This window comes from Streptosporangium sp. NPDC002721, from assembly GCF_042888905.1.
In the GTDB taxonomy this organism is placed as follows: Bacteria; Actinomycetota; Actinomycetes; order Streptosporangiales; family Streptosporangiaceae; genus Streptosporangium.
The window spans coordinates 21,272-35,668 of sequence record NZ_JBIAQI010000055.1; the positions used below are offsets into that span (position 1 = coordinate 21,272).

The following is a 14,397-nucleotide window of genomic DNA, read 5'->3' on the forward strand; positions in this document are numbered from 1 at the left end:
GGAGATGCCGTCACCCCGGCACCGGAGATCAGAAGGGATCGGCGTCCCGCTCACCACGCGGCTGTTGACGCGGTGCGCGGTCATCGCACAGACTACGAGCCAACCGGACGGTACCGTCCGGTTTGCCGGGACGCGCCCTCCGAGCCGTCCTCCGCGACTCGAAGGAAACCGCGATGACCGACGACCACTGGGACACCACCGTCGACGTGCTCGTCGCGGGCTCCGGCGCGGCGGGGCTGACCGCCGCCATCACGGCCGCCGACCGCGGGCTGGACGTCCTGGTGGTGGAGAGCACTCCCCTGTGGGGCGGCACGACCTCCGTCTCCGGGGGCGGGCTGTGGATGCCCGCCAACCCGCTCATGCTCCGGGCCGGCGTCCCCGACTCCGCCGAGGAGGCCCTGCGCTACATGGACGACGTCATCGGCGACGCCGGGCCCGCCTCCTCCCCCGAGCGCAGGGCCGCCTTCGCCCGGACCGTCCCCGAGGTCGTGTCCTTCCTCAGCCGCCACGGCGTCAGGTGGCGCAGGTCCCCCGACTACCCCGACTACTACCCGGACCGGCCGGGCGGCACGGTGGGCCGCTCGATCGAGAGCGCGCCCTTCGACACCAAGCTGCTCGGTGACTGGTACGCCACCTCGCGTGCCAAGGAGAGCGGCATCCCGCTCCCGCTCATGACCGACGACGTGTGGCTGCTCGCCCGCGCCTGGTCCACCCCCGGCGGTTTCGTACGCGGCGCCCGCTTCGTCTTCCGCTCGCTTGGCGCGTTCGCCTCGGGGAAGCGTCCGGTCGGCATCGGCGGCGCGCTCTCCTGCTCGCTCATGCACGTCGTCCGCACCCAGAAGACCCCCGTGTGGCTGTCGGCACCGGTCGTCGACCTGATCGTGGAGGACGGCGAGACGGTGGGCGCGGTGGTCGAGAAGGACGGCCGCGGGCAGCGGGTCCGCGCCCGGCACGGCGTCGTCCTGGCCGCCGGGGGCTTCGCCGCCAACGCCGAGTGGCGCCAGAAGCACCACGGCGTCCCCGGTTACTCCTCCGCCCCGGAGGGCGACCTGGGCACCGCCATCGAGGCGGGCGTCCGGGCGGGCGGCGCGCTGGCGCTCATGGACGACGCCTGGTGGGGCGCGTCCCTCGTCGGCCCCGGCGGCAAGGCGAGCTTCCTGGTCTCGGAGCGCTCCTTCCCCTTCTCCATCATGGTGAACGCGTCCGGTGAGCGCTTCACCAACGAGTCGGCGTCCTACATCGACGTCGGGCACGACATGCTCGGCCACGACGTACCCGGGCCGATGTGGCTGATCAGCGACGTCAGGCACGCCCGGCGCTACCTGAACACCGCCCTGCTGGGGCACAGGAAGGAGTGGGTCCGGGCCGGTCTCCTGATCGAGGCCCCCTCCCTGCGCGAGCTGGCGGCGAGGATCGGCATCGATCCGGCACGGCTAGCGACGACCGTCGAGCGCTTCAACGGTTTCGCCCGCACCGGCGTCGACACCGACTTCGAGCGCGGCAGGACCGTCTACGACAACTACTACGGCGACCCGAGGGTCAGGCCCAACCCCAACCTGGGCCCGCTGGAGAAGGGGCCCTTCCGGGCGGTGCGCGTCTACCCGGGCGACCTGGGTACCAAGGGCGGCCTGCTCACCGACGAGCACGCCCGCGTGCTGCGCGAGGACGGCACGGCCGTTCCCGGCCTGTACGCCGCGGGCAACACCACCGCCTCGGTGATGGGCCGCACCTATCCCGGCCCCGGCTCGACCATCGCCCCCGCCGTCGTCTTCGGCTACCTCGCCGCGCGGCACGCCGCCGCGTCCCGGTGACCCCGGAGGCCGCGCGGCGCCCCGCCGCGTCACCGGGGCGCGCGGCACCCCCGCGAGACCGCGCTCAGGGCTCGATCCCGTGACGCAGCAGCGTCCACATCCGCTCGGCGGTCGCGCGCCGCTCGGCGGCCGGGAGCCTGGTGAGGAGCCCGGCGAGCATGCCGATGGCCAGGAGCAGGTCGTCCGCGGTGACGTCCTCGCCGAGCCTGCCGGCGCGCCTGGCCTCGGGGAGCGTGTCCGCCAGCAGGTCGGCCACCCGGTCGCGCACCTCGATGATGCGGGGGTCGCTGGCCGAGGCCAGGGTCACCATGTCGATGAACGCGGTCGAGGCGATGGTCTGCTCGGTGAGCAGGCCCAGCACGTCGTCGAGGGTGGTGCCGGGCCTGGCGGCCAGCGCCTCCAGGTCGGCGACGCTGTCCTTGAACACGGCCAGCGCCAGGCTGATGCGGTCGGGGAAGTGCCGGTAGAGGCTGCCCTGCCCGACCCCGGCCGCCCGCGCGACCTCGGTGAGCGGCGCGTCGTATCCGGCGGCGGAGAAGGCCTCGCGCGCCGCGGTGATCAGCGCCGCCCGGTTCGCGGCCGCGGCACGGGGGCCCCTGTTGGGTCGGCGCGTGGCAGTCACAGCGGTCACGTTACCAACCGGACACCGTCGCCCGGCCGGTGCCGGGACACCCCTCCGTTCGAAAGGACCACCTCTTGAGCACCACCGACGCCTCCCACTCCTCCAGCGACTCCAGCGCCTTCGACGGCAAGGTCGCCCTGATCACCGGGGCGGGTTCCGGGATCGGCAGGGCGATGGCGATCGCCTTCGCCGGGGCCGGCGCCCGCGTGGTGGCCTGCGACATCGACCCCGGCGCCGCCGGGCGCACCGCCTCCGGCATCGGGGACGCGGCCCTCGCCGTCACCGCCGACGTCTCCTCCGAGACCTCGGTGGCCGCGCTGGTGGAGGCCGCGATCGGCGCGTACGGCCGCGTCGACGTCCTGTGCAACAACGCCGGGATCATGGACACCATGGCGCTGCCCGCCGACATCACGCTGGAGCAGTGGGACCGGGTGATGCGCGTCAACCTGACCGGGGCGTTCCTGGTCACCCGCGCCGTGCTGCCGCACCTGCTGCGCCAGGGCGGCGGCGTCATCGTCAACACCGCCTCCGAGGCCGGGATCCGCGGCGGCGCGGCCGGGGCGGCCTACACCGCTTCCAAACACGGTGTCGTCGGCCTGACCCGCAACGTCGCCTGGGCCTACGCCAGGGAGGGCGTCCGCTGCAACGCCATCCTGCCCGGCCCCACCATGACCGGCATCGCCGACGGCGCCTCCTTCGACCCGACCGGCGCGGCCCGCCTCGCCCCCGTGCTCACCCTGGGCGAGCGCATCGCCCAGCCGGAGCAGATGGCCGAGGTCGCCCTCTTCCTCGCCTCCGACGCCGCCTCGTTCGTCAACGGCGCGATCGTGCCGGTGGACGGCGGCTGGTCGGCGGCCTGAGCCCCTAACACGGGAGCGCGCCAGGGGTTGATACCGGTGGAGTCACCTGTTCGGCTGTCGCGAATTGTCGCTCCCCAACCTTGACGGTGACGTTCCGTGCTCCCTGGCGGCGTAGCGGTTCAGCCGCGGAACCCGCTGCGCCGCCCTTTATCACCTGTTCTGCTATGGAATGACCTCACGATCACCTCTCAGACACTCATTAAGACTTCGGCGCCCATTTGGGGCCGTTGGTTCTTTCAAAAGTGTCAAGGCAATGTTCCGGCGCTTAAGGACGCCCCAACCTTTCCTCGCGGCGACTTTCCGCCGGTGTCAGCGCTTGGAAGGATTCATTGATTCACCAATCCGAACCATTCGCATGTACGAGGCACACATGGTGGACATCAGGTCCTGTCATGACCAGATTACGGGCGGCCCACCCCATGAGCCGCGGGACGAGCCGCAGTTACCACCGCGCATTCTGGGGGACGGCTCAGTAGTCTGGGCCCAGCGACAACCGCTTGTAGGCGTGACCGAAAAAATGTGGAACGTTGGCGCGGAACTGAGCGTCAAGTTGATGGGAGGCACTCCCTTCACAAGGTCCAAGGTGCGCGAGTACGCCGAGAAGTGGACCGAGCACGCAAACATCGGATTCAAATTCGTGGACCCCGAAGACGCGGCCGTGATCAGAGTCGCATTCGATCAGGGCGGGAGCTGGTCGACTGTAGGGCGTGACGCTCTGTGGGTGCCCTCCAGCTCCGCCACCATGAATTTCGGTTGGTTCGACGACACCACGCCCGAGACGGGATTCAGTCGCACGGTGTTGCACGAATTCGGACATGCCCTGGGCTTGGTGCACGAGCACCAGTCACCGGCCGCTGGAATCGCCTGGGACCGCGAGAAGGTGTACGCACACTTCCTGGAGAGTGCCGGCTGGGACCGCGCGACGGTGGACGCCAACGTATTCGAAAGATATGGCGTCACGTCCACGAACTACTCGGCGTTCGATTCGGAATCTATCATGGCGTACTGGATCGACGCCTCTCTGACACTTGACGGCAAGGGGGTCGTGGGTGGCGCAACATTGTCGAACACCGACAAAGAATATGTCAGAAGGTGGTATCCGCAGGCTCCTGTGCCCGGAAGAGCGAACGGTCTGATACGCACGGGCGACGATTGCGACGAGATCGACTTCACCGTGGATTACGGCGTGTCGGATCCGGGTCAGGTGTCCTTTTTCCTGGCGCCCGCAGCCGGGCTGACGTGGTGGAAAGCGATTGAGGTGCCGGTCGGCGCCGGCGAATATCACATGCTGGAGATGGAGAACGGCGATTCAGCCGAGGCCGTCCTCGCTAGAGCCGATGTCGACAACAGCCGCCCACTGCGATTCTGGAAAGCAAAGGAGTTCGGCATCCATCGTCGCCTCGATTACACCTGGGACATCGTGGGGGCTCTCCCCGGCGGTTCACGGATGAGTCTGCGATGGAAACGGGATCGTTGTTGAACCTCTGGACGCGCTGGGAGCGTAATGGTCAGGTCCTGGGCGGCGTCCGTCGTCGCGGTCCTGTGCGACATGCCGCCGGCGGCGATACAGTCGGGCGTCACCCGCTCGACGGCCGGAGCCAGGCCATCGGCTCCCGGGTGGCGCCCCCGCGTGCCGACCGAGCGCTCGGCCAGGGCGGGGCCGGGCCCGTGTGCCGTCACCACCGAGCCGCCTGCTGGACGCCCGCTCCGAGGTCGTTCTGTTCGTCGGGCGTGAGGAGGAACTCGGCGAACTCGTGGCTGGCGATCGGATGCTCCAACGGGCACCGTGCCGGGCCCTCCCGCTCGCCCGGACGGCACAACCGTGGCCCGCCGTACGAGCCGCACTAGCCGGCGCCGCGATCGCGAACGAGCCGCCGACCGGTGACGGCGCGGCGCGGGGCTCGGGTTCAGTCGCCCGAGAGGGCGGTGGAGCCTCGGATGATCAGGCGGCAGGGCATGCGGTGCACGCCGGGGGTGGCCCGGCCGTCGATGGCGGCGAACAGGTGCTGGGCGGCGGTGCGGCCCAGGCTCTCCAGGTTCATGTCGATCGTGGTCAGCGGGGGCCTGGTCTCGGTGGCCAGGACCTCCCAGTTGTCGTAGCCGACGACCGCCACGTCGTCCGGGACGCGGCGCCCGCGCTCGCGGGCCGCCTCGACGAACCCGGCGGCGATCTGGTCGCTGCCGCACACCACCGCGTCCAGCTCCGGATCGGTGCGCAGCGCGATCTCGGCGGCCTGCCGCCCCCAGCGCTGCGACCACTCCCCGCTGAGCACCTGCCCGCAGGACAGCGTCAGCCCGGCCTCCTCCAGGGCCGACAGGACGCCCTCGGCCCGGTCGCGGGCGGCCTGGTAGTGGGTGGGGCCGGTGATGTGCGCGATGCGCCGGCGGCCGATCGTCAGCATGTGCCGTACGGCGATCCTCGCCCCCTCCACGTCGTCGGGGACGAACGAGACGTCGTCCGGGTCCTCGGAGGGCGCGTAGGCGTAGACGACGGGCAGCGGCAGGTCGCGGCTGATCGACGGGCGCGGGTCGGTGCTCTGCCCCACCACGATGAGACCGTCGACCCGGCGGGCGAGCAGGGTGCGCAGGTGGTGCTGCTCGCGGATGGCGTCGCCGCGGGCGTCGCAGAGCAGGACCGACATCTCGCCCGCGCCGAAGGCGTCCTCGGCGCCCAGGAGCACCGGGATACCGAAACGGCCGACGCTGTCGCTGGTGAGCAGGCCCACGGTGCGGGTCTGCCCGGATATCAGGCCGCGGGCCAGCGCGTTCGGCTGGAAGGCCAGCTTCTCGGCCGCTCGCAGCACCCGCTGCCGGGTCTCCTCGCGGACCTGGGCGCGCCCGTTGAGCGCCTTGGAGACGGTCGCGATCGACACCCCGGCCAGCGCGGCCACGTCGGTGATCGTGGCCGCGCGCGGCTGCTGAGAACTCATCACTACGAAAACCTTTTCGTTCGAGATGAAATTGTTACTTAAGCATACGGTAGATGGTTTCTGCAGAAAATAGCCCCGATAGGCGCTCCAGAGCAAGCCGCCGAGCTTATCGCGACTATTGACAGCCTCTCATGTTGCGCTTACGTTTCCGAAAACCTTTTAGGTCGGTTTCGGTGCGTCTCGGGGGATGCAGAGGAGAAGATCATGGAAAGCGGGATACCCCGGCGCCGCGGAGCCAGCGCGGCGTCGGCCATGTCGGCCATATTGTGCGCCGCCGTCCTGTCGGCCGCGTGCGGCCAGACACAGCCGGCGGCCGGCCCGTCGCAGTCGGCCCCGGTCACCATCACCGTGTGGACCAGGGCCGCGACCGAGTCCCACACCAAGGCCCTGGCCGACGCCTACAACGCCTCCCACACCAACCAGGTCAAGGTGACCGCCTACCCCAACGAGGAGTACCCGGCCAAGATCGCCACCGCCGCGGGCGGCAAGAACCTGCCCGACCTGTTCGCCTCCGACGTGGTGTTCGCGCCCAACTACATCTCGCAGGGACTGTGGCAGGACGTGACCGACAGGTTCGGCGCCCTGCCGTTCAAGGACAAGGTGGCGCCCGCGCACATCAAGGCCGCCACGCAGGACGGCAAGACCTACGCGGTGCCGCACACCGTGGACATCTCCGTGCTGTTCGTCAACAAGGAGCTGTACAAGAAGGCGGGGCTCGACCCGGAGAAGGCCCCGGCGACGCTGAAGGAGTTCGCCGAGCAGGCCACCACGGTCCGTACCAAGCTCGGGGGCAAGACCTACGGCACCTACTTCGGCGGCAACTGCGGCGGCTGCGACGTGTTCACCCTCTGGCCGTCGGTCTGGGCGGGCGGCGGCGAGGTGATGAACGCCGAGGGTACGCAGAGCACGATCGACGACCCGCAGATGGCGGCGGTCTTCGACGTCTACGCCAAGCTCTACGCCGACGGCGTGGCCGCCCCCGGCTCCAAGGAGGAGAACGGCACCACCTGGCTCGGCGCGCTGCAGGCCGGCACCATCGGCATCGCCCCCGGCCCCTCGGTGTGGCTCGGGCTGCTGGAGGAGAAGGGCATCGACGTCGGCGTCGCGCCCATCCCCGGCGTCGACGGCGGCACGTCCACCTTCGTGGGCGGCGACGTCATCGGGGTCAGCGCGACCAGCGAGCGGGCGGAGGCCGCCTGGGACTTCCTGTCCTTCACCCTGTCGGACAAGGTCCAGGCCGACCTGCAGGCCAAGAGCAAGTCGACCGTCGCCCGCACCGACCTCACGGCCACCGACCCCCGGGTCCAGGCGATGAACGAGATCATGGCCACCGGCCGGACGCCCTACGCGCTGAAGTTCAACGAGTCCTACAACGACCTGCAGAGCCCGTGGCTGAAGACGCTCCGCGCCGCGCTGTTCGGGACCGACCCGGCCGGGGCGCTCAAGGAGGGCGCCACCGCCATCACCGCCTCGCTGAACCAGCAGTGACACACCGGCCCCGATCCGTGCCGGTAAGGACACACCGGTAAGGACACACCGGTCCTGACACGAGCCGGGCACCGACCGCCGGTCCAGTACGAGCAAGCACGGTGTCCCGGCCGGATCCGGCCGGGACACCGGCTGGAGAGAACATGCCAGATCTCCTCGAAACCCGCGCCGCCCCGCGCGAGCGCCTCTCCCTAGCCCGCCGCCCCCGCCGCCCCCGGCGCCGTCCCCGAGGCCGTTCGCCCGGCCTGGTCGGGCTCGCCTACGCGGCCCCGGCCGCCCTCGTCGTCGGGCTGTTCTTCCTGCTCCCGCTCGGCCTCGTGATCTGGATGTCGCTGAACAAGTGGCCGCTGCTCGCCCCTCCGACGTTCAACGCGCCCGGCAACTACACCCGGATCGCCGACAACACGCTGGTCGCCGACGCGGTGGTGTTCACCCTCAGGTACACCGCCGTCGTCACGGTCCTGCTGTTCACGATCTCCTTCGGCCTGGCCCTGCTGGTCCAGAACCGGCGCAGGGGGTCGGGCCTGTTCAGGGGCGCCTTCTTCCTGCCGGCCGCCGTCGGCTGGGCCACCGCCACCCTGCTGTTCTTCGGCCTGCTCAGCGACCAGATCGGCCCGCTGAACGACATCCTGACGGCCGTCGGCCTCATCGACGAGCCCGTGTCGTGGACGGCCGGGGACCCCTCCCTCGCCTTCGGCTCCACGGTCACGCTGGTCATCTGGCGCTGGGCCGGGTTCAACATGCTCATCCTGCTCACCGGCCTGCAGGCCATCCCCACCGAGCTCTACGAGGCCGCCAGGGTAGACGGCGCCACGGCGTGGCAGGCCTTCCGCCGCATCACGCTGCCGCTCATGCGGCCGACCATCGCGCTGGTGCTCTGCCTGATGGTCACCGGCTCGATGCTCGGCTTCGAGCAGTTCTACATCCTCACCAGGGGCGGTCCCGAGAACAGCACGACCTCGGTCGTCATGGTCATCGTCCGCGAGGCGTTCATCCGGTTCGACCTGGGCTCGGCGGCCGCCATGTCCGTGCTGATCCTGCTCGCGCTCGTCCTCCTCAACGGGCTCCAGCTCGCCTTCATCCGAAAGAGGAACCCGTGAAACGAGCCTCCCACTACGTCACCGCGGGGATCCTCGCCCTGTTCTTCGTCTATCCGCTCGTGTGGAGCGGCTGGTCCTCGATCCGCCTGGGCGACGCCTTCAGCCTCGACAGCTACCGGCGGCTCGCCTCCTACGGGGAGGGCCTGAGCACCTACCTGATCAACACCGTCGTCCTCGTCGCGCTCACCGTGGCCGGGACGCTGGTGGTCGCCACGCTCGCCGGCTACGCCTTCGCGCGCCACCGCTTCCCCGGCAAGGGCGTGCTGTTCGTGCTCATCCTGGCCATCCTCATGGTCCCCTACCCCACCATCCTCATCCCGCTGTACGTGCTGCTCGGCTGGCTGGGGCTGCAGGACTCGCTGGCCGGCCTCGCCCTCGTGATGATCATGTTCCAGCTGCCGTTCGCGGTGTTCATGATGCGCAACGCGTTCGAGTCGGTGCCCCGCGCGCTGGACGAGGCCGCGATGATCGACGGCTGCGGCAGCTTCGGAGCGCTGGTCCGGGTGCTGCTGCCCGCGGTCGTCCCCGGGCTCGTCACGGTCGGCCTGTTCGCCTTCCTGGCCTCCTGGAACGACTACGTGGCCCCGCTGATCCTGATCAGCTCCAACGACAGGTTCACGCTGCCGGTCGCGGTGGTCAACATGCGGCTGCACGACTTCGGCGCGGTCGACTTCCCGACCATGCAGGCGGGCGTGGTGTTCATGGCCCTGCCCTGCCTCGTCCTCTTCCTCCTCCTCCAGCGTTACTACGTGCGCGGATTCATGTCAGGAGCACTGCGTGGCTAACCCCGTCGTCCCGTCCTCCGGCGTGCTCACCCCGCTCGGGCTCGATGCCGTACGGCTGGAACCCGGCTTCTGGGGGGACCGCCGGACCCTCGACCAGGACGTGATCATCGGCCACTGCCTGGAGTGGATGGACAAGCTCGGCTGGATCGGCAACTTCCGCGGCGAGCCGCGCCGGGGCAGGGAGTTCTCCGACTCCGAGGCGTACAAGCTGCTGGAGGCGATGGCCTGGACCGGTGACCCGCGTTTCGACGAGCTGGCCGCGACCGTGGTCGCGGCCCAGGAGCCCGACGGCTACCTCAACACCCGCTGGAGCGGCGACCGCTACCGCGACTTCGAGTGGGGCCACGAGCTGTACTGCGCGGGCCACCTCATCCAGGCGGGCGTGGCCCGCTGGCGGACGGCGGGAGAGCACCCGCTGACCGACGCCGTCCGGCTGGCCGCCGACCACGTCTGCCGGCGTTTCATGGAGGGCCACGAGGTGTGCGGCCATCCGGAGATCGAGATGGCGCTGGTCGAGCTGTACCGGCTCACCGGCGCCGAGCGCTACCTGGAGATGGCCCGCCGCTTCGTCGAGCGGCGCGGCCGGCCCGCCCTGGCCGACATCGAGCTCGGCCGCGCCTACTTCCAGGACGACGTCCCGGTCCGGCGGGCCCCCTCCTTCGGCGGGCACGCCGTCCGGGCGATGTACCTGGCCTGCGGCGCGGTCGACGTGGCCGTGGAGACGGGGGACGCGGAGCTGCTGGCCGCGATCGAGGCGCAGTGGGAGCACACCGTCGCCCGGCGCACCCACCTGACCGGCGGCATGGGCTCCCGGCACACCGGCGAGTCCTTCGGCGAGGACTTCGAGCTGCCGCCCGACCGGGCCTACGCCGAGACGTGCGCGGGGGTCGGCTCGGTCATGCTGGCGCACCGGCTGCTGCTGGCCACCGGCCGCTCCCGCTACGCCGACCAGGCCGAGCGCACCCTCTACAACCTCGTGGCCGCCTCCCCCGCCCTGGACGGCCGCTCCTTCTTCTACGCCAACCCGCTGCACGTCCGCACCCCGGGCCGGGTCACCGAGGACGTCAGCCCCCGCGCGGAGAGCGCCTCGCGCGCCCCCTGGTTCCAGGTCTCCTGCTGCCCGACCAACCTGGCCCGCACGTTCGCCTCCCTGCCCGCCTACGTCGCCACCGCCACCCCGGGCGGGATCCAGATCCACCACCCCACGGCCTGCGAGATCGGCCACGACGGCCTCACCGTGCGCGTGGAGACCCGCTACCCCTGGTCGGGCTCCGTCGCCGTCCGCGTGCTGGAGGCCCCGGACACCCCCCGCCACATCTCCCTGCGCCTTCCCCCGTGGGCCGCCGGTGCCCTCCGCACCGGGGACACCGTCTTCCGTGGGCCGGGCGACCTGACTCCCGTACGGCGGGGGTCGGCGCTCGTGTTCGGCGAGCGGGTCTGGGCGCCCGGCGAGGTGGTCGCGGCCGAGCTGCCCATGGAGGCGCGCTGGGTGCGCCCCGACCCGCGGGTGGACGCGGTGCGCGGCTGCGCCGCCGTCGAGCGCGGTCCCCTCGTCTACTGCGCCGAGTCCCCCCGGGACGAGGTGCGGCTCGCCGAGGTGGTCGTGGACACCTCGCGGCCCCCCGTGGAGCGCACCGACGGCGACCCGGCCCGGAGCGGCGCGGCCCCGGGCGACCCGGCCCGCGACGGCGCGCCTCACGAGGGCGCGGTCGAGGTGGAGGTCCGCGCGTCGCGGCGACCCGGGGATCCCGGAGGTTCCGGGGGTCCCGGAGGTGACGGCGACCGGCCGTACGGCGAGGCCGGTGACGCGCCGAGAGAGGAGGAGGAACTGACGCTAAGGCTCGTGCCCTACCACCGATGGGGCAACCACGGCCCCGCCACCATGCGCGTCTGGCTTCCCAACGGCTGAGCGCGTACCCGATCCCACCCCCCAACCGATCGGATCACCTTTGCGATGAGAAGAATCGTCATGGCCCTGCTTCTCCTAGCGGGCTCACTCGCCGCCACCTCACCGGCGCACGCCGACCAGACCATCGGATTCCCGACCTTCAGCGGCCCGGCGATCCCGGCCCCGCCGGTGTCGTACACCCCCGGCAACATGATGCAGTCCATCTACAACGCCGAGAGCTCCGGCACCGACTTCTGGGTGGACCGGCTGCTGGCCCGTACCGGCAACGACCCGGCGGGCACCTGGCTGATGAGCAGGGGCCGCGCGGTCTTCATGAAGACCCACAACCCCGCGACGCTCGGCTTCGGCGGCCAGGTGGCGTACTGGGAGAGCATCAACGACAACAACGCCTACACCGTCGCCGTCACCCCCGGCACGTTCACCGAGCAGGTGAGCCAGCGGCGGCAGGTGCCCAGCCACTGGCGGAGCGTGCACACCAGCGGCTCGGTCACGGTGACCCAGACGAAGTTCATCACCGACAACAACGTCGCGGTGACGAACCTGTCGATCACCAACGGCGGCAGCGGCTCCACCACCCTGCAGCTGCGGGCGACCTCGCCCTACGCCACCTCCGGCTCGGGCAACGAGCTGACCGGGCAGGTCAACGCCCGCAACAACCTCACCACGCTCTACCCGAGGCTCAGCGGCGACGGCTTCGCCGTCTCCGGCGGCGGGCTCAACAGGTCCGTCACCGTCGCGGCCGGGGCGACCGTGACCGCCAAGGTCGTGATGGGCTTCGTCACGAACGAGATCCCCGAGTCGCTGACGGAGTACAACGCCTACAAGGGCTACTCCAACGCGACCGCGTTCGCGACCCACGTGCGCGCCTACAACCTGTGGTGGGCGCAGAACGTGCCCTACATCGACGTGGCCGAGCCGGCGATCAAGAAGAACGTCTACTACCGCTGGTGGCTGATGCGCTTCAACCACCTCGACGCCGACATGCCCGGCCAGACGTTCCAGTTCCCCACCTCGACCGAGGGCGTGCTGGGCTACAACAACGCCATCGCGCTCACCCAGCCGATGCACATCGACGACCTGAAGTACCTGCGCGACCCGATCTACTCCTACGGTGACTGGCTCAGCGTCGGCCAGACCTCCAAGAACGGCCGCTTCCTGGACAATCCCGGCGACCCGGAGAACTGGTCCAACAGCTACACGCAGTACATCTCCGAGGCGGCCTGGCGCAGCTACCAGATCCACGGCGGCCAGAGCGGCATCGCGGCCAACCTCGCCCGCTACGCCGAGCAGGACGTCAAGGGCCAGCTCGCCTACTACGACCGCGACAACAACAAGCTCATCGAGTACGACTGGGGCGCCCTGACCGGCAACGACGCCGACGCCGTCTCCTTCCACTGGAAGCCCGGCAACATGGACCGCGCCGAGTCGGCCTACCAGTACAGCGGCGCGCTCGCCGCGGCCCAGGCCTACGAGGCGATCGGCAACACGGCCAAGGCCACCGAGATGCGCACGCTCGCCACGCAGATCCAGAACGCCATCGTCGGCGTGCTGTGGAACCCGAGCCGCCAGCTCTTCGAGCACCGGCTGAAGTCGACGAACGAGTGGGTGCCCTGGAAGGAGATCAACAACTACTACCCGTTCGCGGTCGGCGCCATCCCCAACACCGCCACCTACCGGCAGGCCCTGCGCCTGTACGACGACCCCGCCCAGTATCCGATCTTCCCCTTCTACACGGCCAACCAGGTGGACAAGGCGGCGGCGGCCGCGGCGGGCAACCCGGGCTCGAACAACTTCTCCACCATCAACTCCACCGTGCAGTTCCGGCTGTACTCCTCGGTGCTGCGCAACTATCCCAACGAGTGGATGAACGCGACCGACTACAAGAAGCTGCTGTACTGGAACACCTGGGCCCAGTACGTCAACGGCAACACCTCCTGGCCCGACGCCAACGAGTTCTGGGCCGACTGGAACGGCTCCTCGGTCAACTACCGCTCCTGGATCCACCACAACATCCTGGGCAGCAGCAACTGGACGGTGATCGAGGACGTCGCCGGCCTGCGACCGCGCAACGACGCGAAGGTGGAACTGTCGCCGATCAACATCGGCTGGACCCACTTCACCGTCAACAACCTGCGCTACCGCAACGCCGACCTCACCATCGTCTGGGACGACCCGGCCGACGGGGTCGTGCGCTACCCGGGCGTGCCCGAGGGCTACTCCATCTACGTCAACGGCACCCGGACCGCCACCGTGAGCTCCCTGGTGCCCCTCACCTGGGACCCGGCCACCGGCAACGTCACCACCACGGGTACGGTCACCCACAGCGCCGCCGCCCCCGGCCTGCAGGCTCCCGGCCAGGTCGTGCAGAACAGCGCGCGGATGGTGGACGTGCTCGCCAAGGCGGGTGTCGACCTGACGGCCAACCTGACCAACCTCGCCGCCGGGGCGACCGCCTCGGCCTCGCACACCGGCTCCGGCAGCAACCTGGCCGGCGCGATCGACGGCTTCCCCACCAACGAGCCGTTCTGGGGGGCGGGGGGCTCCCCCAACGCCCAGGACTGGTTCGAGCTGAACCTCGGCTCCGCCAAGACGTTCAACGAGGTCAGACTGCACTTCAAGGACAGCCGCCCGGCCAGCGGCACCTACCGGGCGCCGTCGGCCTACGACGTCCAGTACCACAACGGCAGCTCCTGGGTGAGCGTGCCGAGCCAGGTCAAGTCCCCGTCGTCGCCGCGCGCCAACTACAACGTGGTGCGGTTCTCCGCGATCAGCGCGCAGCGGGTGCGGGTCCTGGCCACCAACGCCTCCGGCGCCAAGACGGGGCTCACCGAGATCAAGATCTACAACCGGGGCGGGGTGCAGCCGCCGGCCAACCTCGCGACCTCGGCGACC

10 protein-coding genes are annotated in these 14,397 nt (G+C 70.3%); 8 read left to right on the forward strand and 2 right to left on the reverse strand.

The genetic code is table 11. From position 1 onward, the window contains the following. The first annotated feature begins 173 nt into the window (after positions 1-173). Positions 174-1,811, forward strand: a complete 1,638-nt coding sequence (locus tag ACFYWM_RS42860; protein ID WP_389927079.1) for an FAD-dependent oxidoreductase — start codon at positions 174-176, stop codon at positions 1,809-1,811. A 64-nt stretch (positions 1,812-1,875) separates the two neighbouring features. Here ACFYWM_RS42860 and ACFYWM_RS42865 read toward each other — a convergent pair whose 3' ends face one another. Continuing rightward, positions 1,876-2,433 (reverse strand): TetR family transcriptional regulator, encoded by a 558-nt coding sequence (locus tag ACFYWM_RS42865; protein WP_389927082.1) that lies wholly within the window; start codon positions 2,431-2,433, stop codon positions 1,876-1,878. A 74-nt stretch (positions 2,434-2,507) separates the two neighbouring features. Between ACFYWM_RS42865 and ACFYWM_RS42870 the strand changes: the two genes are divergently transcribed. Then, complete coding sequence (locus ACFYWM_RS42870) at positions 2,508-3,293, forward strand: SDR family NAD(P)-dependent oxidoreductase (protein ID WP_389927085.1); 786 nt, start codon at positions 2,508-2,510, stop codon at positions 3,291-3,293. Between the two features lie 505 nt (positions 3,294-3,798). Continuing rightward, positions 3,799-4,773 carry a M12 family metallopeptidase gene (locus tag ACFYWM_RS42875; protein WP_389927088.1) on the forward strand — a complete coding sequence of 325 codons (975 nt, stop codon included), beginning with the start codon at positions 3,799-3,801 and terminating at the stop codon, positions 4,771-4,773. 427 nt (positions 4,774-5,200) lie between these two features. On the opposite strand, the gene ACFYWM_RS42880 is transcribed toward ACFYWM_RS42875, so the two are convergent. Further along, positions 5,201-6,223: a LacI family DNA-binding transcriptional regulator gene (locus ACFYWM_RS42880; RefSeq protein ID WP_389927091.1), complete on the reverse strand. Its 1,023-nt coding sequence runs from the start codon at positions 6,221-6,223 to the stop codon at positions 5,201-5,203. Between the two features lie 204 nt (positions 6,224-6,427). Here ACFYWM_RS42880 and ACFYWM_RS42885 point away from each other — a divergent pair, with 204 nt between their 5' ends. The 5 genes from ACFYWM_RS42885 to ACFYWM_RS42905 form a co-directional block, all read left to right on the forward strand. Next, on the forward strand, positions 6,428-7,711 hold the full coding sequence (locus ACFYWM_RS42885; RefSeq protein ID WP_389927094.1) for an ABC transporter substrate-binding protein: 1,284 nt from the start codon (positions 6,428-6,430) through the stop codon (positions 7,709-7,711). A 143-nt stretch (positions 7,712-7,854) separates the two neighbouring features. Then, complete coding sequence (locus tag ACFYWM_RS42890) at positions 7,855-8,811, forward strand: carbohydrate ABC transporter permease (RefSeq protein WP_389927097.1); 957 nt, start codon at positions 7,855-7,857, stop codon at positions 8,809-8,811. Continuing rightward, complete coding sequence (locus tag ACFYWM_RS42895; RefSeq protein WP_389927100.1) at positions 8,808-9,596, forward strand: carbohydrate ABC transporter permease; 789 nt, start codon at positions 8,808-8,810, stop codon at positions 9,594-9,596. The genes ACFYWM_RS42890 and ACFYWM_RS42895 overlap by 4 nt, the downstream gene beginning before the upstream one ends. Continuing rightward, positions 9,589-11,505 carry a glycoside hydrolase family 127 protein gene (locus ACFYWM_RS42900; RefSeq protein WP_389927102.1) on the forward strand — a complete coding sequence of 639 codons (1,917 nt, stop codon included), beginning with the start codon at positions 9,589-9,591 and terminating at the stop codon, positions 11,503-11,505. The genes ACFYWM_RS42895 and ACFYWM_RS42900 overlap by 8 nt, the downstream gene beginning before the upstream one ends. Positions 11,506-11,550: 45 nt before the next feature. Further along, the coding region (locus ACFYWM_RS42905) for a discoidin domain-containing protein (RefSeq protein ID WP_389927105.1) at positions 11,551-14,397 on the forward strand (2,847 nt) is incomplete at its 3' end.

Excerpts from the sequence above, each read along its gene's own strand:
- ACFYWM_RS42885 (WP_389927094.1), top strand. The coding sequence starts at position 6,428 with ATGGAAAGCGGGATACCCCGGCGCCGCGGAGCCAGCGCGGCGTCGGCC.
- ACFYWM_RS42860 (WP_389927079.1), top strand. The coding sequence starts at position 174 with ATGACCGACGACCACTGGGACACCACCGTCGACGTGCTCGTCGCGGGC.
- ACFYWM_RS42890 (WP_389927097.1), top strand. The coding sequence starts at position 7,855 with ATGCCAGATCTCCTCGAAACCCGCGCCGCCCCGCGCGAGCGCCTCTCC.
- ACFYWM_RS42880 (WP_389927091.1), bottom strand. The coding sequence starts at position 6,223 with ATGAGTTCTCAGCAGCCGCGCGCGGCCACGATCACCGACGTGGCCGCG.